The sequence below is a fragment of the Rhodobacteraceae bacterium D3-12 genome (assembly GCA_025916135.1).
Taxonomy (GTDB): domain Bacteria; phylum Pseudomonadota; class Alphaproteobacteria; order Rhodobacterales; family Rhodobacteraceae; genus JAKGBX01.
This window is the reverse complement of the sequence record CP104793.1, coordinates 849,591-870,212: the sequence shown is the minus strand read 5'-3', so window position 1 is coordinate 870,212 and position 20,622 is coordinate 849,591. Positions and strand designations below refer to the sequence as shown.

The window sequence follows — 20,622 nt, the reverse complement described above, 5'->3', positions numbered from 1 at the left end:
CGAGAATGGGCACCTTAGAGCGGCAAAACCAAATTGGACACTTTCTTGCTCTGGCGTTCGGGATTTCGTGGACGTTATGGCTATTGGCAGCGATCGCGCCAAGCCTCGAGGTCCCCTGAAGATTGCAGGCACTTTCGGGCCAAGCACGGCTGCCCTGATCCTGGTCTGGCCGCATCTGCAAGAACGCCGCGAGTTGCTAAGCCGCCTCGTTCGTTGGCGTATACCGATCGGCGTATGGTTATACGCGGGGGCGCTGCCCGTAGCGGGCATCTTGCTCGCGCTTTTGGCTGTGCGTGCGATAACGGGAAATGGTCCCGTATGGCCTGAGCCGATGCTGATCTGGCTCCCGATAGCCGTCTTTGCCTACATCATGGTCTTTAGCGTCGTGGGCGAGGAACTGGGGTGGCGTGGCTTGGCGCTACCGCCGCTCATTGCTCGGCATGGTCCCATTAAGGCCAGCCTCGGCCTTGGGCTGTTTTGGGCGATATGGCACGCACCGCTCTTTCTACTGCCTGGCGATTTTCATAACGCCATCCCGCCACTTCTGTTCGCCACACAGATCATCGCGTCCAGCGTCATCTATATGCATCTACATCTCGCCAGCGGCGGCTCGCTCGTCCCGGCACATTTGTTTCATGCCTCGTTCAACGCCTCCGTCGGGCTTTTTCCAGTACTGCCGCAGGCACGTGGCGGCGATGTCACCGCGCTTTGGTCCGCCGTGGGGATACTCTGCGCAATCGCGGTGACGACTATTTTCGTCATTCGAAGGCGCGTATCATCAAGCGCCAGCTGATGGTCGTGGGGGCGCGATTTTTACGGCGACACTCCGCACCGCTTTCATTGGCACAGTAACTTAGAAGGGCTAATGTGGAGACAGACTTGCCGAGGAAGATTGCAGCAACACTCTTATCGCGGCTGCACGTCATGAAATTCCTGAGACCATAGCGGACATTGGTGCCATCCGCAGCATCGGTCAAAATGGGCTCGAAGCCGTCATCCGCTGCAGACATCACCAAGGTCAGCCCTGGGCCGTGAATGGCGATCAAGAACCGGCCCGGACCAAGGATGTGTTTGAGAAAGGGCGAGAAACATCTCCACCTTCTGTAACCCGTCATGGCCTTTAAGATAGACAGCGTTGTTTTGCAAAAGGAGTATCTTTCGCTCATCGCAATCCCTGGAGAGACACGAGATGAGAACGAAGACAACGCCGAATGGATCGGCTGACAGACATGTCAAAGAGATCAAGCGCAAGACGCGAAAGGATCGAGTGCTTGCGCCTACACTTTGCTTAAATGCACAAAAACACCTCAGCTACTTGCACATATTCCGCGCAGTCCTTCCAACTTAGAAAGCGCTTACCCCGCCATATTCACCCGATATTCCAAGCAGACAGCCTTATGCGTTTTCTGCATCAATAGCACGATAAAGAATGCATTAGACAGCAGCGGCTTTCCGTGCATCCTTTCCATTTCGTGAGAAAAAATCTGATTACTCCCAACAGAAAGGACTATCTCTTGGCCTTATCGTTTAGCAGATCACTCATTGGTTGTGGGCTTGCGCTTGCCGTGCTGGCAAGCCCTGCCCTTGCCGAATTCCCTGAAAAAGAAGTCACCGTGACGGTCGGTTTTGGCCCCGGTGGCGGTGTCGATACCATCACCCGAGCGGCGTCAGAGGCGCTGGCGTCATCGCTTGGTCAAGCCCTCGTTGTGACCAACCAACCCGGTGCCGGAGGAGGTCTAGCCCTCACCGCGCTCAAGGCAAAGCCTGCTGACGGCTATCACCTGGCGGCAGCCATTTCGACGACGATCTCGTTTGACCCACATTCCTCAAATGTCAGCTATGGCATCAGTGATTTCGAATATATCGGCGCGTTCGGTGTGTTCCCCGAAGCACTGGTGGCCCTGCCCGACCGCGGCTGGACCGATTTTTCCGACGTAATCGCTGCGGCTAAAAAAGCACCGAGCGGCCTCACCTATGCCTCGACGACATCGCTTGATCGTGTGGTGATGAAGGCCATCTCAGCAAAGGAGGGGGTGGTTCTGAAGCCCGTTCCGACGAAGGGTGGCGCAGAGGCGGTCTCTGCCGTGCTCGGCGGTCATGTCGACTATGCCTATAGCTCGGGCACGTATTACGCCCAAGCGGTTGCCGGCGCGCTGAATGTTCTGGCCGGTCTGGGCACCGACCCTGTTCCCGGATTTGAAAATGCGCCGACACTCAAAAGTTTGGGCTATGACATTTCGAGCGTCAACATGGTGATTTATGTCGCCCCCGCAGGCATTCCGACCGAGGCAAAAGCCAAACTGGTTGCAGCCTTCGAAGCCGCAGCAGCGTCAAAACCCGTTCTAGACGTGCTTGCCAAGCGTAACATGGGCAGCTTCACCCTCACCGGCGATGCCTTTGACACGCAAATCCGTGCACAGAGCGCTCAGTTCAAAGCGGCTCTTGAGTAAATGAAGAAGCCGGTCACCCAACCGCAAAACGGGGCGCATCCATGGATGCGCCCTGTTTCCGAGTTTGCCATCGTTGCGGGGCTCTGCCTGTTTGCGCTTTTGGTCGTCATTCCTGCCGGGACTGTTGAAAGCGACAATTTCGGCCTTTCGCCCGCGATGCTTCCGATCGTTGCGACCTTGTTTATCCTGTTTGTGTCGATCTTCACACTGATTTTCGGCTTGATACGCCCCTCCAAGCCAGACGACTGCGGGCCCGGCACCAAGGGCATGCGCGGGGTAGTGTTGCTTGTTCTTGCCACACTGATCGGTGTGCTGACGATTGACCAGATCAACTTCATCATTGGCGGAACAGTACTTGTGGTGCAGGCCTCTTTGGCTATTGGAGAGCGCAAACCAATTGTCCTGGCCGCGATGGGCGGCGGCGCATTGGCATTGCTGTCGTTCGTCGAATGGTCAGGGCTTTGAAGCTCGATCCCGCAGGCATATGGGCGACCTTTGCCGCAGTGCCGCGGCAGTCATTCCGTCACCTCAAGAGTAGAAAATGAGAGGCTTTGCCTAATGGACGTCTTCCTTCAAGGGGCGAGTGATGCGCTTACCTTTTCTTCGATCCTTTCGGTTATCGGAGGCATTTTGCTTGGCTATTTGGTGGGGGTGCTGCCCGGTCTAAGCCGTCCTGCCGCCCTCTCGGTGGCAGTGCCTATGACTTATGCGATGAGCCCGATTGGCGCGATTGCCTTTCTTGTGGGCGTGACCAAAGCCAGCGCAGCAGGCGGTGCGACTGGGGCGATCTTGCTGAACACTCCGGGCGAGCCAAGCTCTGCGGCTACCACTTTTGACGGCTACCCACTTGCCCGTAAGGGCCAGGCCACGCGTGCCTTGAAAACTGCGCTTTATGCGTCTGTATTCGGCGATCTTGTGGCAACATTTACGCTCATCCTGCTCGCCTCCTCGCTTGCACAATTCGCCCTCAAGATGGGGCCGGTCGAGATGACCGCAGTGATGATCTTTGCTCTCAGTTTTATTGCGGCGCTTTCGGGAGCCTCCCTGTCACGCGGCATCATCTCGGGTGTGCTGGGCTTGCTCCTCGCCACTGTCGGGCTTGACCCGGAAAGCGCAACACCCCGCATGACGTTCGGCTTCATCGAATTGTTCGATGGTATCCCCCTTATCGCAGCAACGGTCGGCATGTTGGCCTTCACCGAAATGCTCATTCAGGTGCAGCTACTTTTTGCCAATCGTGACAACAAAACAAAGCCGGAAGGGTTTGTGCCTGAAACAGACCGCGACATTCGCGCCGAAGATGTGAAACGCACCTTTCCTGTGACGCTGCGTGCCACCGGCATCGGCATTGCTGCCGGTATCATTCCGGGCCTGGGGCCGACAATCGGCGCATTCCTGTCTTATGCAATCAACAAACGCATGGCCAAACCTGATGACCAATACGGCGCAGGTGACCTCAAAGGCGTTGCCGCAACAGAGGCGGCCGACAACGCAGTCCTCCCAGCAAGCCTCATTCCGCTGTTTGCCATTGGCCTGCCCGGCAGCGTGTCTGCCGCCATTCTGGTCTCGGCGTTTATGCTGCACGGGGTTCAACCCGGCCCCCTCGTTTTTGAACAACACCCGCGATTGATCTACGGCATCTATGTTTCGATGATAGTAGCCAGTCTGGTGATGCTGGTCGTGGGGCGCCTAGGGTTGACCGTTTTTGCCCGAATTACGCAGGTTCCCGCGAGATTTATCATTCCGTTTGTGGTGCTGTTTTGCGTGGTCGGAACATATCTCGAGCGCGATACGGTGTTTTCGGTTTTCGCCATGCTGGCCCTCGGTCTGCTGGGGTACCTTATGCAACGCTTTGGCTATTCCGTCGTGACCTTCCTGATCGGATTTGTGATCGGCCCGCTGTTTGAACTCTCGCTAAGGCAAGCGTTGATCGTCACAGACCACTCTCCGCTGAAGGTGATCGACCATCCAATCGCCATGGGCTTTTTGCTGGCTTCTGTCGCTGCCCTTCTTCTATTTTTAAGGTCAGAGCGGTAGCTCGCGCTCGGCGCAGATTTCAAGCAGCGTATCCAGAAAGCTCTGGAAATAGGCGGGCCGATAGCGCTTGGGGTTCCAAAGGGCCGAAACCTCAGATGTAGTTTTAGAGAGATCCGACTGGATGCGCACCGCGTTTTTCATCGTCGTTATTTTTGGCGCCGAGGACGACACCACGCCCACCCCGTGCCCGTCACGCGCCAACGCGGCAATCGTCTGAGTGCTGTCGCTTTCCAGCAATATGCGAGGGCGCAGACCGTGCGCCGCAGCGATCTGCTCATAAAGATGCCGCGTCAGAAAACCGCGACGCATTACAATCAACATATCCTCTGCAATTTGCTCCATGGAAATCGAAGCCTTGCCTAAACAGGGATGTCCGGGTGGCAAAATCGCAAAAAGCTGCGCTTGAAAAAGGGGTTGGCCCGCAAGAATATGGTTAACCCCGAGGTTCGCGACAGCCACATCAACAACCCGATGCTCGACCATTTCAACCAGTTCGTCATTGTTGCCCTCTCTTAGCAACAGGCTAACCTTCGGTTGTTTAACCCGAAACCTTGCCATCGCAGGCGAGAGCAACCATGTGATTGTCTGCGGTGTCCCCGCGACCCGGAGCGTTCCGCTTTGCGTGAGCGTTTTTCGCGACGCGCTTTGCGCCAGATCATCGGCCTGCTCAAGCAGCGCAGCCGCCTGCACAGCAAGCTCCGCACCCTCGGCTGTCAGCACCATACGCTTTCCGATCCGCTCAAACAGCGTCACACTCAATTTCCGTTCAAGCGCCTGTATTTGTCGAGACAGGGCAGACTGGCTAAGGTTCACCACGCTCGCAGCAGTCGAAATATTGAGCCGGTCAGCCACTTCTATGAAGTTTCGGAGTTCTCTAAGGTTCAGCACGTATCCAACCAATGATCCAATTGAGACGAATGTTAGCCCATTTGAAAGTCGCGAGAAAGCAGTTCAAAACAGGCAAGCGCGCCACCTCGCTTTCGAGGTCGGAATGGGTTTGTTGCACAAAAGGAGTTGATCCCCCACGGAAATGGTCTTCCGCTACTTTTGGGAGAACGGAGGAAACACATGGCTAACTGTAGATATGTACGGACTCTCGGGACACTTCCTGTAAATGCCCTCATTTAGGATGGAGGAAGTATTCATGACGAACGAAGAACGCGACATTCAACGCAAGCTTAGAGTGCTCTGGCTACCGCCCACCGGCCCCGGAGGCCATCGTTCCGATGGAACCCAGGCCAATCATGCACTAACATTCAAACTGGACCGCTTAGGTGGGGCTGATCACTCATGCCTCTCCGCAATCACACTCGATTCATACACTGAATCCCCGGTGTGACTTGTGCAACAAAGCCGGTTTCAACAATTCCTGCTGGTGAGATGTCTGTGCGGTATATTCAGCCAAGGTTGCTTCGCAGCCCTCAGCCCAGATCATCTGCAGCCAGCTTTCGAAAGCCTGCACAAAGGGTTGGGCATCGCCCAAATCGCCATAGAACCTGTTTTGAGCAAGCCAAACAGCGGGCTGGATTTTGGCGGCACGCGCCGCATGGGTCAACTCACTCCATATCGGATCGTTCGGGGCGATTTCGGTGCCATTCTCGCGGGTGCCAGCGCACATTCTTGCCCATAGCGCCTGAGAGAGCGCAAGGCCAGAAACAGAGCGTCCGGCGACCAACTGATCGCGCAAGATGGGCAAAACGAACCCCGTATGGCGAGCCGAGCCGTCAAAAGCAACGCGGCGCGTGGTGTCGACAATGCGCGGATTGGCAAAACGCCGCTCGATCAGGTCAAGATAAGCCAGCGGGGTCATGCCGGGAACAGGATCGACAGTTGGAGCGATCTCTTCGGTTTGCACCTTACGGAACATGGCCGCGATCAGCGGGTGGGCCATACAATCGGAAATGGTTTCGACCCCCAGCACCTCGCCCAGATTGGCGAGCAGTTGATGCCCGGCGTTGAGCATGCGGATCTTCATTGTTTCATAGGCATGAACATCGTCAGAGAACGTTGCGCCCACCTCGTCCCAGTTCGGGCGTCCGGCGCAGAAATTGTCTTCGATAACCCATTGGCGGAAGGCCTCGTGGGTAACCGGTGCGGCATCATCTACGCCAAATCCGTGAGCCAACGCGATTTCCTTCGGGCCGCTGGCGGGAGCGATGCAATCGACCATCGAGTTGGGGAAGGTTGCGTTGGCTGCAATCCAGTCGGCCAGTGCCGGGTCGGACAAACGCGCCAGCGAAACCACGGTTTGACGCAGGATATCACCATTGCCTTGCAGGTTGTCGCAGCTAAGCCCGGCGAAAGGGCCATGCCCTGCGGCACGGCGCAAGCGCAAAGCAGCGATCATGGCACCGAATGCCGTGCGCGGCGCGTCAGGGTTGGCAGCGTCATGCTGAATATCCGCGTGGTTCGCATCAAACCCCTTGGTCACCGGATCGACGTAGTATCCGCTTTCCGTCACGGTCATCGCCACAATGCGAATGGCCGGGTCGGACATGGCTACGATCAGGGAACTGTTGCCCTCCTCGATTGGCAGGTAGTTAATCATCGAACCGACGATTTCGGCAGACGTCTCATTCGGGTCCAGCTTGATCAGCGTGGTCAGACAGTTCTGCAGCAAAAGCTTGTCACGCATCTCGGCATCGTAGGGGCGTACCCCTGCACCGAGGATCGCCCAGTCTTGCGCCTTGCCCGCTTGCATGAGGCGGTGCAGATACCATGCCTGATGTGCACGATGAAAATTGCCAACACCGATGTGAACGATACCGGGCGTGAGAGCCGAACGATCATAGCGCGGGTGATCGATGCTCAATTGATCCAGCGTTGCGTCGCTAAGTTTGATCAGTTCACCCATTGACCACCATCCACAATTTAGGGTTGCGCAACGACATAGTTGTTTCATTGTGAGCCAGAAACGCGGCCATGCCTGTCAGATCGCCGCCCATGCGAACCTCCGCCAGCTTCCGGCGCAGAGACATGCTCTCGTATTTTGCGAAGACAGCATTGGCAAAGGCCCGCCCAATCCCTCGGGCGGTCGCTGTGATCAGAGCGGTTTTGCCAGCCAGACGCATTAGCCCATCCTTAGGCCTTGAGCGTCGAACTTGTGCAGCTTGTCCATCTGCGGCGTGAGATGGATCGTGTCTCCATGGCGCACTGGCAATTCGCCGTCCACCCGTACGGTCATCGGGTCACAGCCTTCAACGCCATGAACGTGCAGGAAGGTGTCAGACCCCAGATGCTCGGCCACGCCGACGAAACCTTGCCATGTGCCTTCGGTCTTGCTGACCTGCGTGTGCTCGGGTCGGATGCCAATGGTCGCCGCGCCGTGTTTCGCGGCCTCGGCACCTTTAATAAGGTTCATCCTGGGCGACCCAATGAACCCTGCGACGAACTCGTTGCACGGCTCGTGATAGAGCTCAAGTGGCGAGCCGACCTGTTCGATGAATCCCGCGCGCAGGACCACGATCTTGTCGGCCATGGTCATCGCTTCGACTTGATCGTGGGTGACATAGATCATCGTTGTCTCTAACCGCTTGTGCAGTTCGCTGATCTCAAGGCGCATACCGACACGAAGGGCGGCGTCGAGGTTCGAAAGTGGCTCGTCGAAGAGAAAGGCATCCGGCTCTCGGACAATCGCACGACCGATGGCGACACGCTGACGCTGTCCGCCCGAAAGCTGGCCCGGACGGCGGTCGAGATAATCGGTGAGGTTCAAGGCCTTGGCGGCTGCTTCGATCCGGCGTTCTTGCTCGTCTTGCGGCAAGCCCGCCATGCGCATAGGGAAGGCGATATTCTTGCGCACCGACATGTGCGGATAAAGCGCATAAGATTGAAACACCATCGCAAGGCCACGCTTGGCCGGGGGCACGTTAGTCGCATCTGCCCCATCAATCTCGATATGCCCCGATGTGATATCCTCAAGCCCGGCGATCAGGCGCAGCAGGGTCGACTTGCCGCAACCCGACGGGCCGACAAAGACCGTGAATTCACCATCTTCGATGGTCAGGTCGAGCGGCGGGATGACTTCGACTGCGCCAAAGCTCTTCGAAACTTGGTTAAGTTTGATTTGTCCCATTGATCTGGTCCTTCCTACTTCACGGCGCCAAAGGTCAGGCCGCTGACAAGTTGTTTCTGGCTGAACCAGCCAAGAATGAGGATCGGCGCAATGGCCATAGTCGAGGCCGCGCTGAGCTTGGCATAAAACAATCCTTCGGGGCTGGAATAACTGGCGATGAAGGCCGTGAGCGGTGCCGCCTTGGCCGCCGTCAGGTTGAGCGTCCAGAAGGCTTCGTTCCATGCCAGAATAACGTTCAAAAGAAGCGTCGAGGCAATGCCGGGAATGGCCATCGGCGTCAGCACATAAAGCACCTCTTCCTTGAGTGATGCGCCATCCATACGCGCCGCTTCAAGGATCTCGCCGGGGATTTCCTTGAAATAGGTGTAGAGCATCCAGACAATGATCGGCAGGTTGATCAGCATCAGGATGAAGACGAGCGCAATCTTGCTGTCCAGAACCCCAAACTTGATGCACAACAGATAGATTGGATAAAGCACGCCGACAGCGGGCAGCATCTTGGTCGAGAGCATCCAGAGTAGGATATCCTTGGTTCGTTTGCTGGGCACAAAAGCCATTGACCATGCGGCAGGCACCGCAATGATGATCCCAAGGATCGTTGAGCCGCCCGCGATGATGATCGAGTTCCACAGAAACCGCCCGTAATTCGACCGCTCCAACACTGCCGAATAGTTTTCCAGCGTCCAGTCAAAGCCAAGGAAGATTGGCGGGTCTGCGATGGCCTGTGCTTCGGTCTTGAAGCTGGTCAGGATCGTCCAAAAGATTGGAAAGAAGATTAGCAGGCCCACGGCCCAAGCGGCGGCGGTGTTTATGATCTTGCGTTGTTGTGTAACTGCGCGTGCCATAATGCCCTCCTCAAGCGTCCAGGTTCTTGCCGACGATGCGCATCAGGAAGATCGCAACGACATTGGCAAGGATGATTGCATAGACCCCACCGGCCGAGCCGAGGCCGACATACTGGCTCTCCAACACGCGCTGGAAGATCAGGTAAGTCAGTGTCTTGGTGCCAAACGCCCCGCCGGTGGTGACGAAGATTTCAGCAAAGATCGACAACAAAAAGATTGTCTGGATAAGGATCACAACGGTGATCGCACGCCCCAGATGCGGCAAGGTGATAAAGGCAAACCGTTTTGATGAGGGTGCTCCGTCCATTTCGGCGGCTTCAAGTTGCTCACTGTCCAGAGATTGAATCGCGGTAAGTAAGATTAGCGTCGCAAAGGGAAGCCACTGCCAGGACACGATCATGATTACCGAGGTTAGTGAAGCTTGGCTAAGCCATTCGACCGGTTGCGCTCCGAAGAATTCCCACAAGTGCGCAAACAGACCATAGTTCGGATCCATGAACATGTTCTTCCACACCAGCGCCGAAACCGTTGGCATCACAAAAAACGGTGCAATGACGAGGATGCGAACAACCCCCTGCCCCCACATCGGCTGGTTCAGAAGGATCGCGAGCAATATGCCCAGAACCACGGTAATAAGCAGAACACCACCAACGATTATAAGCGTGGTCATGACCGACGGCCAAAACGAGCTGGAGCTTACAAAACGAACGTAATTGTCGAAACCGACCCATCCAAGATCGCCACCGCGCAGGGGCTGAAATTTCTTGAACGAAAAATAGAGCGTCATTGTCAGGGGGATGAGCATCCACCCAAGAAGCAGGATCACCGCCGGGGCCATCATAAAGCGCGCAGCTGATCGGGAATGCTGAGTAGCCATCGGGCATACCTCCTCTGTTAACGGTCAAATACCGTCGTAGAACAATGTTAACACATGTGAGGTGGTGATTGTGGCGAGGGCGGCTCACGCGCCGCCCTCGATCGGTATCGCAGTTCTAGCGGTAGCCTGCGGCTTCCATCGCATCGTTGGTCAGCGCCTGCGCCTTGGCAAGGGCCTCTTCGATGGTTTGCTGCCCAGCATAGGCCGCCGAGAACTCCTGGCTCACTTCGGTTGCAATGCCGGCGAATTCGGGAATGGCTGCGAATTGCACGCCAACATAAGGAACCGGATCAACAGTCGGGTTCTTCGGGTCAGCCGACAGGATCAATCAAGCGTCATCTGTGCGAAAGGAACCTTCTGGTATTCCGGGTTGGCATAAAGCGATTTGCGCGCGCCCGGGGGAACATTGGCCCAGCCTTCTTTCGCGGCAACCAGCTCGATATAGCTTTTCGAAGTTGCCCATTCGATGAACTCCTTAGCCGCAGCTTCATTTTGCGAACCGGCGGGGATTGCCAGCGCCCATGCCCAAAGCCAGTTGGAGCGCTTGCCGAGACCATTGTCAGGGGCCAGCGCGAAACCAACTTTGTCAGCTACCGTCGAGTCCGTCGGGTTGGTCACAAAAGACGCAGCAACCGTGGCATCAATCCACATGCCGCATTTGCCCTGTTGGAACAGCGATAGGTTTTCGTTGAACCCGTTTGTCGCATAGCCTTTGGGGCCGCTTTCATCCATCATACCCTTGTAGAAGGTCAGCGTGTCGGCCCATGCTTTGCTGTCGAACTGAGCGTTCCAGTTTTCATCAAACCAGCGCGCGCCAAAGGAATTCGACATCGCCGTAATGAATGCGCCGCCCTCGCCCCAACCGGGCTTCCCACGTAGGCAAATGCCGTTGATATCGTTGTCGCGATCGGTCATTGCAGCTGCGGCCTTGCGGATGAAATCCCAAGTCGGCGCCTTAGGCATTTCCAGACCAGCTTTCGCCATCAGGTCCGAACGGAACATGATCATTGAGCTTTCACCATAAAACGGCGCAGCAAAGAGCGTGCCATCGTGGCTCAGACCGCCTGCCATTGCGGGCAGAATATCGCCCACATCATACTCTGCGCTCAGATCATTCAGCGGAACAAGCCAGCCATTTGCACCCCAGATCGGGGTTTCATACATGCCAATGGTCATGATGTCGAAAGCACCACCCTTGGTCGAAATGTCGGTGGTGACGCGCTGACGCAGAACATTTTCTTCTAGCGTGACCCACTCAACAGTGTGACCGGTCTTGGCGGTGAAATCGTCGGTCAGACCCTGCATGCGGATCATGTCGCCGTTGTTCACTGTGGCAATGGTGATGGTATCGGCCAGCGAAGCGCCGACCGTGACAAACGACAGCGCCGTTGCCGCGAAAATTGTGCTCTTGAGAGACATCCGTGCTCCTCCATATCGGGATGATGAAACGAGACTAGAGAAGCAAGTGACGCGCAGTCAACTAAAGTTTTACGCGCGTAAAGTATAATTTTGCAATGCCTCAATATCAATAGCTTACGCGGAATTTCGCATGACTAAACGGCCATCGAAGATGGTGTCTTCTCGCTTCGAAGGGCGTTTATTTGCATCGAGAATCTTGAAAAGTGCGCCCGAAGCGCGATTCGCAATCGCTGCGTAATCTTGTGCGATCGTGGTGAGAGACGGGCAGGTAAAGCGCGAAAATGGGTGGTCGTCATGCCCGGCGATCCGCATTTGCGCGCCGGGTCCATGCCCAATGGATTTGCCCAGTTCAAACGCTGCCGACAGCATTCCAATTGCCAGTCGGTCGTTGCTGCACAATATGGTGTTGGTCGCGAAAACCCCGCTAGAAATCAACTGCCCGCCTTCTGATTTTCCGATCTCCTCGAAATCCCATCCGTCGCCCTTCACTTGCACGACCTGAGCCGCATGCCCATGCCGCTCCATGCTTTCGAGATAGGCCTGATGGCGCTTGTTGGCGTTCGGATTGCTTGGTTTTTCCATCTCGAAAAAGCACGGCGGCTCACCGCTGCGACAGAGGTATTCAACCATTAAATCAATGCTTTGGTCATTATTTGTTCCGACAAATGCCTCACACGCCCCCTCTATGTTGGCATCAAAAAGAACCACCGGCACATCTTTGTTTAGGTTTTCAATCTCACCTCGGTCTGACATCCGCCCGAACGGTGCGAGCAACACTCCAGCAGGCTTTAGGGCGCTCAGCGATTCGAGATTGCTCTTTTCCTGCGCCGGGCTGCCGTGCGAGCTCATAAGGATAGGACTGTAGCCTTCTGCAAGGCAGGCCAACTCAACTTCGCGCCCGATCTCTGAAAAGAACGGGTCGGCGAGATTGGGGACGACAATACCGATGCTCTTCGTCGTCTTCCTGTTCTGATTTATCGCGTAAACATTGGGGCGATAGTCATAGCGCGTCAGAGCCACTTCGATCCTTTCCCGCGTCGATTGGCGCACGCTATCGGCATCATTGAAATACTTCGACAATGTCGGGCGCGAAATACCGCTGACCACGGCAAGCTCCTCCATGTTACGTATCTTCTTCTGTTTCACATCAAAGCTCGACCTAATATTGCGCGCGTAAACTTATGATAAGATAGCGGCGCAACTTTATAAAGATCAAGTGTGACATCGAGAAAAGTCACGCACCATTATGAGCCGACAAGCAGGAATGTCATTTGAGGAGTTCGCCCGACCAGGCGCCGTAAAAGCACCACGGGCCAATTCTTTGCGTCGCCCCTAACCTCAACTGATCAAACGGGAGACACGCCAGTCCCACCGCCACCAAAGGCGCGGTGCCCGTTGGGCGCAACACCCTCTCCTGGCATGCCGCCTGTCAGTTTGCGATAGGCCAGCGTTATGGACGGGCTCATATCATTGCTGCTGCAATCAGCAGAGACGTCCGTTTCAATCCATTTCCGACGGCCATTCGTTTCGCCCCAGCTTCACCGCGTCACGTGCCAGCGCCTCGATCCCGGCCCAATCGCCGGATTCGACCTTGTTTTTCGGAGCGACCCAGCTGCCTCCGGCGCAGATGACATTGGGCAGGTCGAGATAGGATTGCGCGTTGGCCGGGCTGACGCCCCCTGTCGGGCAGAAGCTGATCTGCGGCAGGGGCGCGCCGATGGCTTTGAGGGCAGGCGCGCCGCCCGACGCTTCGGCGGGGAAGAACTTCAGCATGTCATAGCCGCGCTCAAGCAATTGCATCGCCTCACTTGCCGTGGCCGCGCCGGGCAGAAGCGGCAGGTCCGCCTCTTCACACGCCGCCAGCAATGCCTCCGTCGCGCCGGGAGAGACGCCGAATGTCGCACCTGCCGCCTTGGCGGCCTGCACGTCCTGGGGCGTGACCAGCGTGCCCGCGCCGACATGCCCGCCCGGCACCTGTGCCATCTCGCGGATCACCTCCAATGCCGCGGGCGTGCGCAGCGTGACTTCCAAAGCGGGCAGCCCCCGCCACCAGCGCCTCGGCCAAGGGGCGCGCACTGGGCCGCATCCTTGACCACCAGAACTGGCACGATCGGGGCCAGCGCGCAAAGCTCTCGGGTCAACCGGCTCGCATCTCTTGGCGAAAGGGTCATGTCTCAACCTCCGAATATGCTGGCGCCATCCGTGGCCGCGCCAACCGTATTGCGAAACGCGGCAAACAATTCGCGCCCGGTGCCCGCCTGCCCCGCCGAAAGATCGGCCATCGCATCCGCGCGGCTGTCCAGATCATCGGCCAGAATATCAAGCGTGCCGGCACTGGCATCAACGCATACCATATCGCCATCACGCACCCGCGCAATCGGGCCGCCATCCACCGCCTCGGGCGAGACATGGATCGCCGCAGGCACCTTACCCGACGCCCCCGACATCCGCCCATCCGTGACCAGCGCCACCTTATGCCCCCTGCCCTGCAGGATCGACAGCAGCGGCGTCAGGCTGTGCAGTTCTGGCATGCCGTTGGCCTTTGGCCCCTGAAAGCGCACGACCACAACCACATCGCCCGTGAACTCCCCGGCCCTGAACGCCGCCTTGACCGCGTCCTGATCGCCAAACACGCGTGCACGCGCCTTGACCACGTGATGTTCCGGCGCAACCGCGGACACTTTCATCACCGCCGTGCCCATCGAACCACTCATGCGCTTCAAACCTCCCGTTGGCTGGAACGGCGCAGAGGCCGGGCGCAGGATCTTGTCGTTCAGGCTTGCATGCGGCCCCGGGCTCCATGTCAACGCGCCATCACTCAACACCGGATCGCGTGTGTAATGCTCCAGCCCCTGCCCCGCGACGGTTTGGGTGTCAGGATGCAGCAGCCCCGATTTGAGCAGATCACCGATCATATAACCAAGCCCGCCCGCCGCGTGGAAATGGTTCACATCCGCCAAGCCGTTGGGATAGACGCGCGCCATCAAAGGCGTGACCTCGGAAATCTCAGAAAAATCCTGCCAATCGAGGATGATCCCACCGGCCCGCGCCATGGCAACAAGGTGAATGAGCAGGTTGGTTGACCCGCCCGTCGCGTTTAGCCCGACAATCCCGTTCACAAACGCCCGCTCGTCCAGAATGGCGCTGACCGGCGTATAACTGTTGCCGAGCGCGCTGAGCGACAGCGCCCGTTTCGCACCCTCTTTTGTGAGCGCGTCGCGCAGCGCACCGTTGGGCGGCACAAAGCTCGCACCGGCAGGTGCAGCCCCATGAACTCCATCAGCATCTGGTTGGTGTTGGCGGTGCCGTAAAAGGTGCAGGTGCCGGGGCCGTGATAGGCGGCCATCTCGGCCTCCATCAACGTCTCGCGCCCAACCTCTCCGGCGGCGAATTTCTGGCGCACCTTGGCTTTTTCATCGTTGCCCAGCCCGCTTTCCATCGGACCCGCCGGAAGGAACACAGCCGGCAGGTGGCCAAACGCCTGCGCCGCGATCACCAGCCCCGGCACGATCTTGTCACAGACCCCAAGAAACACAGCGGCATCAAACGTGTTGTGGGACAGCGCAACCGACGCGGCCAACGCGATCACATCGCGCGAGAACAGCGACAATTCCATCCCCGCCTCGCCCTGCGTGACGCCGTCGCACATGGCCGGAACCCCGCCCGCAACCTGCGCCGTGCCCCCGGCCTGGCGCGCCGCCTCGCGGATCAGGTTGGGAAAGCGTTCAAACGGCTGATGCGCCGACAGCATATCGTTATAGGTGGTGACTATCCCGAGGTTGCCCGCCCCGCCCGTGGCCAGCGCGCCCTTGTCATCCCCACTCGCCGCATAGGCATGCGCCTGCCCGCTGCACGACAAATGCGCCCGCGCCGGGCCCTTGATATGCGCCGCCGCCATCCGCTCAAGATAAGGCGCCCGATGCGCCTTGCTGCGCTCAACAATACGCTCCGTCACGCGCAAAATAGTGGAATGAACTGTCATCTGTCGTCCTTTCAGCCTAACTCGCGCCAGCGCCGGCCATCGCGGTGCAGAAGCATGAGCGCATCTTCGGGCCCAGAACTGCCTTGATCATAATGCGCAGGAGCCTCGCGCCTATCGAGCCAACTCCCGATGATAGGGTCGGCCCAAGCCCAGGCCGCTTCAACTTCGTCGCCGCGCATGAACAGGGTCTGATCGCCGCGGATCACATCCATGATCAGACGTTCATATGCGTCCTGCGGTTCGCTACCCTGTTTAAGCGCGTCGGCGAAGGTCATATCAAGCGTCACTTCGGCAAGGCGGAAACCGCCCGGCCCGGGTTCCTTGATTGTGTTGCGTAGCGTTATGCCTTCATCGGGCTGCAAACGGATAATCATTGCATTGCCACGACGTTTTTTCGCCTTGGGAAAAATCATATGCGGCGGATCGCGAAACACCACGGCAATCTCCGAACTGCGCGCGCGCAGCTTCTTGCCCGTGCGCAAATAAAAAGGTGTGCCCGCCCAGCGCCAGTTGCCAATATTTACTTTCATCGCCACAAAGCTCTCGGTACGCGAACCCGGGTTCCCGGCTTGGTCGCGATAACTGTCCGCACCGTCCTTGCCGCGATACTGTCCGCGCACAATGTCTTCAGCAGAGACGAGCTCTAACGCCTCGATTACTTTCACCTTTTCGTCGCGCACTGCGTTCGGGCTAAACTTCGATGGCGGTTCCATTGCGGTTAAGCACAGAAGCTGCATCAGGTGGTTCTGCACCATGTCACGCATCGCGCCAGAACGGTCATAATACTCACCACGCCCTTCAACGCCGAGGCTTTCGGCCACAGTGATCTGAACGTGGTCGATATGGGTGGCGTTCCACAGTGGCTCCCACAGCGCATTGGCAAAACGGAGCGCCATCAGGTTCTGCACCGTCTCTTTGCCAAGGTAGTGGTCAATGCGGTAGATCTGACGCTCTTCGAAACTTTGCCTCAAATCAGCATTGAGCGCCCGCGCGCTGGCCAGATCATGTCCGAAGGGCTTTTCCACAACAATACGGCTTTCGGGCGTGGCGATGCCATAGGTGTGAAGCTTGGTTGCAATCGTGCCGAAAAGCGATGGCGAAACGGAAAAGTAGAAAGCGCGTACCACATCGCCGCGCAAAGCTTTGCCAAGCTCGGCCCAGCCGCTTTTGCCCGCAGCATCCACTCGCTCATAGCCGATTTTTTCGAGAAAACTGTCGAGCAGTTTGGCCTGATCCACCATCGCAGGTGCAAATTCCCTAAGGCTCTTCTCGACGCTTGTGCGAAAAGCCGCCGTGTCCATCACAGAACGCAGCGCCGATGATCCGCGCGCCATCGGGCATCTGCCCCATGACAAATCGGTGAAAGAGTCCGGCAGGATCTTGCGTCGGGCCAAGTCGCCAGTGGCACCGAAGATGACAAGATCGAAGGGTTCAACCGGAATAACGCGCGAGACCATAACGTCAGCTCACCAGTTTGAGGGGCGCGATATTGAGCAGTTCACCAATCGCACGACCCGTGTCGAGCATCCGATTGGAAAAGCCCCATTCGTTGTCATACCAGCTCACCACTCGGACCATGCCTTCTGCCGTCACGGTCGTCTGCGCCGCCGCAAAACACGACGAATGCGGATCATGGTTGAAGTCAATCGAGACCAGCGGGTCTTCCTCATAAGACAGCACCCCGGCAAGCTCACCCTGCGCCGCGACAGCGATTGCGGCGTTGATGCCATCGCGAGTAGCTGCGCGTTCGGGCATAAAGCACAAATCCACCATCGACACGTTTGGCGTGGGCACCCGCACTGCGGAGCCTTCGAGCCTACCCTCAAGACGAGGCAGAACTAACGATATCGCCTTGGCCGCACCAGTTGAAGTTGGCACCATCGACATTGACGCCGCCCGCGCGCGGTAGAGATCCTTGTGATTAGTGTCATGGCTCGGCTGATCGCCGGTGAAGGCGTGAATCGTTGTCATGTAGCCCGTCTTGATGCCAAAAGCGCGGTCCAGAACCATTGCCACCGGGGCCAGGCAATTGGTGGTGCAGGAGGCGTTTGACACAATGACGTCTTCCGCTGTCAGTTCGGCGTGGTTGACACCATACACGACCGTACGGTCGGCGCTTTTGCCCGGGGCCGAGATCAACACCCGCTTTGAGCCGTTGCGCAGATGTCGCGCCGCGGCCGCGCGCTCGGTAAAGAGCCCGGTGCATTCATATGCGATGTCCACATCAGTCCAAGGCAGGTCTTCAGGGTTGCGGATTGATGTGAGCCGGATTGTGCGCGCCCCCACACTTAAGATGTCACTTTCAATCGAAACGGGCACGCCGACACGGCCATGCACGGAGTCATACTTCAGCAGGTGGGCGATGTTTTTCGGAGGCGCCAAATCGTTGATAGCGACGATTTCGATCTCACTGTCATCACGCTCGATGAGAGCGCGCAGCACACCACGTCCAATCCGTCCAAATCCGTTAATTGCGATCTTGAGTGTCATTTTGGTCTCCTCTGAGAAGCCATGTTAGCGCTAACATTAAAGGCAAAAAAGGATTCTGTCCAAATCACAATTCCCCTGCCCATGGCGGGTTGGCGCCCGCTCGTGAAACAGTAATTGCAGCAACGCGCGCACCGTGCGCCAGCGCCGAACGCAGATCGTTCTCTGACAACTCGGCCAGCCCGGCCTTATGCAGCAGCCCCAATTCAGAGAGCTTGGCCAGAACACCGGCGTTGAACGTATCCCCTGCGCCCACCGTATCGGTGATCTCGGCCAGCGAGGCGGGCACCAATACTTGACCACCACTCGCCAGAAACCCTGTGGCCCCCTCGCCGCCACGTGTCAGAATCACCACCGACGGGCCCTTGGCCAGAAGCTTGTCGACCTTCTCGCGTAGCGAAAGCGGTTCGGGCGTGATCCAGTTCAGGTCTTCGTCGGACACTTTTACGATATCCGACAGGGCGATCATCCTGTCGAGCCGCGTTCGATAGCGCTCGATGTTGCGAATGAAACCCGGCCGGATATTGGGATCCAACATCACTGCCCTGTCGCTCGCGCTCTGCTCTAACAGCTCCGCGTAAGCGTTGGCGCCCGGCTCACAGGCCAAGCTGATCCCGCCGAAATAGAGCGCGGTGATCTCCGCCGTAAGCGTCGGCATATCCTCTGGTCGAATCATCCGCCCGGCAGAATTTTCATCATAGAAATCATAGGTCGCATGCCCGCCGACAAGCCGCACGAAAGCCAGCGTCGTTAAGCGATCGGATTTGATCACGTGGCTCACATCCACATGGCTCGCCTTAAGGCCGTCCAAGAGGAGTTGCCCGAACATGTCGCTCGAAAGGCCCGTTAGAATCCCGGTTCGAACGCCAAGCCGCCCAAGCGCGATGGCAGTGTTATAGACTGCCCCCCCGCAATGGGGCACAAACCCGTCATTGCCGGCTTCAATCGGGGTCGGGATCATGTCAATCAGGGCTTCTCCACAGCAAAGTATCATCTGTCAGACTTTCAGAAATGCGTCACGGTCGACAAGGAACCGGTCCGAAAGCGGCAAGCTGGCGGCGCCAAGTGCCTTGGCATCGTAACCAATCGTGCCTTGCCCGATTTTTGGAAACTCGATTCCGGAACGGTGCGCTTTTCGAGTGCCAGCCCGGCGCGATTGGCCAGTTCAGCACGCACCTCACCCGGCAAAGAGCCGTCGATCAGAACGGTTTCGAAATCTATTAGGCAAGTGGCCGCTACAATCGCCTGCGCCAAACCATCCGCTGCCTGATCCAGCCATGCATTCAAAACGGTTTGTGACACTCGCCAGTCGCCCGACCGCTCCCAAACCGAATTACTGTCCTCCCCCGCGCTAAGAAGCATTTTTTCCAATTTCACCAGCGACACCACGTCAACAAGCTGGCACCGCCCTCCACCATTTGCAGTGATCTGCATCGAGCCAAGCGCCGCCGCATTGCCGCTTTTGCCTGTGTAAAGCGCGTTATCCATCACGAGGCCGCCCCCAACGAAATACCCGATATAGAAATACAGGAAATCACGAGGCTGCGTCTCCCCTCCAAAGACCAACTCTGCTCCGCAGGCCGCCGAGGCATCATTACACAGATAGACTGGGAAATCCCACGATTTGCCGATTTCGGCAGCGATGTCGCGCCCGCGCCAATCTGCGAGTTTTGCGCTATCTTCATCTGAGACGTCGCTCCAATCCCAAAGACGGAAAGGAAGCGCAATGCCCAGACCAGCAACACGCGCCCGATGCTCTTGCGGAAGCAGCGCCAGAAATTCGCGAATGGTTTCATCGGCAAATGCGACAACCCCATCTGGCGTTGGTAAGTGATGAAGCTTACGGCGATTAATTTTGGTTTTCCCGAGAAAGTCTGTAAGCAGCAGCTCCGAGCCACCTCGCCCGACCTTGAGCCCAAGGAAAAAAGCCCCATCCGGCGCAAGACCGATTGGCACCGACGGCTGGCCAACTTTTCCCCGAACGGGGTCTCCCTTGGTCAGCAACCCATCCTGTTCCAATGCGCGCATGATGACGGAAACCGTCTGTGCCGACAGACCAGTCATTCGCGCAATCGCGGCTTTGGGCATCGGGCCCGTTTGGCGGATAATCGACAGCACAAGGCGTTCATTATATGCGCGCATCCCGCTTTGGTTCGACCCGCGCACCGCGCTGTCAGCGCCTTCGCGATCAAAATCTGGGCGGGCATCGAGCGACATGACGGTCCTTTGCGAAACAGCGAGACAACTTGACCGCAAAGTCTTAGATACGAGCGCCCATGTCAATAGATAAATAAATATGATTTATTAATTATCGTGCAAGCGAGAAGTCTCCCTCTAAAGAACCACGATGACATACGTCTACATAATTTGCGCAAATAGTGCTAGCCCAGCGACGACATGGAACCTGCCCCAAAAGGCGAATGCCTTTCCGGCGAAACAAGTCTAACGGG

16 protein-coding genes and 3 pseudogenes are annotated in these 20,622 nt (G+C 57.4%); 4 read left to right on the top strand and 15 right to left on the bottom strand.

Translation table 11 applies throughout. The annotated features are described in order from the left end of the window. Positions 1-76: 76 nt before the first annotated feature. Positions 77-793, top strand: coding sequence for a CPBP family intramembrane metalloprotease (locus tag N4R57_04315; GenBank protein UYV38319.1), 717 nt, complete (start codon positions 77-79; stop codon positions 791-793). Here N4R57_04315 and N4R57_04310 read toward each other — a convergent pair. Further along, complete coding sequence (locus N4R57_04310) at positions 759-1,166, bottom strand: hypothetical protein (GenBank protein UYV38318.1); 408 nt, start codon at positions 1,164-1,166, stop codon at positions 759-761. The two genes, N4R57_04315 and N4R57_04310, sit on opposite strands and share 35 nt — an antisense overlap. Positions 1,167-1,514: 348 nt before the next feature. Between N4R57_04310 and N4R57_04305 the strand changes: the two genes are divergently transcribed. The 3 genes from N4R57_04305 to N4R57_04295 all read left to right on the top strand — a co-directional run bounded on the left by N4R57_04305 (position 1,515) and on the right by N4R57_04295 (position 4,487). After that, positions 1,515-2,450: a tripartite tricarboxylate transporter substrate binding protein gene (locus tag N4R57_04305; GenBank protein ID UYV38317.1), complete on the top strand. Its 936-nt coding sequence runs from the start codon at positions 1,515-1,517 to the stop codon at positions 2,448-2,450. Beyond that, complete coding sequence (locus N4R57_04300; GenBank protein UYV38316.1) at positions 2,451-2,915, top strand: hypothetical protein; 465 nt, start codon at positions 2,451-2,453, stop codon at positions 2,913-2,915. It abuts the gene before it with no gap. 93 nt (positions 2,916-3,008) lie between these two features. After that, positions 3,009-4,487, top strand: coding sequence for a tripartite tricarboxylate transporter permease (locus tag N4R57_04295; GenBank protein ID UYV38315.1), 1,479 nt, complete (start codon positions 3,009-3,011; stop codon positions 4,485-4,487). Here the strand turns inward: N4R57_04295 and N4R57_04290 are convergent. The 14 genes and pseudogenes from N4R57_04290 to N4R57_04225 form a co-directional block, all read right to left on the bottom strand. Then, complete coding sequence (locus N4R57_04290; protein ID UYV38314.1) at positions 4,476-5,375, bottom strand: LysR family transcriptional regulator; 900 nt, start codon at positions 5,373-5,375, stop codon at positions 4,476-4,478. The genes N4R57_04295 and N4R57_04290 overlap by 12 nt on opposite strands. A 427-nt stretch (positions 5,376-5,802) precedes the next feature. Then, the gene (locus N4R57_04285; protein UYV38313.1) at positions 5,803-7,341 is read right to left on the bottom strand and encodes a mannitol dehydrogenase family protein; all 1,539 of its coding nucleotides are present in this window, start codon (positions 7,339-7,341) and stop codon (positions 5,803-5,805) included. After that, positions 7,334-7,558, bottom strand: a complete 225-nt coding sequence (locus N4R57_04280) for a hypothetical protein (protein UYV38312.1) — start codon at positions 7,556-7,558, stop codon at positions 7,334-7,336. The genes N4R57_04285 and N4R57_04280 overlap by 8 nt, the downstream gene beginning before the upstream one ends. After that, positions 7,558-8,562: an ABC transporter ATP-binding protein gene (locus N4R57_04275; GenBank protein ID UYV38311.1), complete on the bottom strand. Its 1,005-nt coding sequence runs from the start codon at positions 8,560-8,562 to the stop codon at positions 7,558-7,560. The genes N4R57_04280 and N4R57_04275 overlap by 1 nt, the downstream gene beginning before the upstream one ends. 14 nt (positions 8,563-8,576) lie before the next feature. After that, complete coding sequence (locus tag N4R57_04270) at positions 8,577-9,407, bottom strand: carbohydrate ABC transporter permease (GenBank protein UYV38310.1); 831 nt, start codon at positions 9,405-9,407, stop codon at positions 8,577-8,579. A 10-nt stretch (positions 9,408-9,417) separates the two neighbouring features. Then, positions 9,418-10,284, bottom strand: coding sequence for a sugar ABC transporter permease (locus N4R57_04265; protein UYV38309.1), 867 nt, complete (start codon positions 10,282-10,284; stop codon positions 9,418-9,420). A 115-nt stretch (positions 10,285-10,399) separates the two neighbouring features. Beyond that, positions 10,400-11,703 (bottom strand): annotated as a pseudogene (locus N4R57_04260) (sugar ABC transporter substrate-binding protein). 114 nt (positions 11,704-11,817) lie between these two features. After that, positions 11,818-12,849, bottom strand: a complete 1,032-nt coding sequence (locus N4R57_04255; GenBank protein UYV38308.1) for a LacI family transcriptional regulator — start codon at positions 12,847-12,849, stop codon at positions 11,818-11,820. 354 nt (positions 12,850-13,203) lie between these two features. Then, positions 13,204-13,874, bottom strand: a pseudogene (locus N4R57_04250) (bifunctional 4-hydroxy-2-oxoglutarate aldolase/2-dehydro-3-deoxy-phosphogluconate aldolase). A 3-nt stretch (positions 13,875-13,877) separates the two neighbouring features. After that, positions 13,878-15,454: pseudogene (edd, locus tag N4R57_04245) on the bottom strand (phosphogluconate dehydratase). A gap of 242 nt (positions 15,455-15,696) precedes the next feature. Beyond that, complete coding sequence (gene zwf / locus N4R57_04240; protein UYV38307.1) at positions 15,697-17,142, bottom strand: glucose-6-phosphate dehydrogenase; 1,446 nt, start codon at positions 17,140-17,142, stop codon at positions 15,697-15,699. Between the two features lie 4 nt (positions 17,143-17,146). Continuing rightward, a complete protein-coding gene (gene gap / locus N4R57_04235; protein ID UYV38306.1) occupies positions 17,147-18,175 on the bottom strand; it encodes a type I glyceraldehyde-3-phosphate dehydrogenase in 1,029 nt (342 codons plus the stop codon). A 64-nt stretch (positions 18,176-18,239) separates the two neighbouring features. After that, complete coding sequence (locus N4R57_04230) at positions 18,240-19,166, bottom strand: carbohydrate kinase (GenBank protein UYV38305.1); 927 nt, start codon at positions 19,164-19,166, stop codon at positions 18,240-18,242. 11 nt (positions 19,167-19,177) lie between these two features. Then, complete coding sequence (locus tag N4R57_04225; GenBank protein UYV38304.1) at positions 19,178-20,389, bottom strand: ROK family transcriptional regulator; 1,212 nt, start codon at positions 20,387-20,389, stop codon at positions 19,178-19,180. Positions 20,390-20,622: the final 233 nt, after the last annotated feature.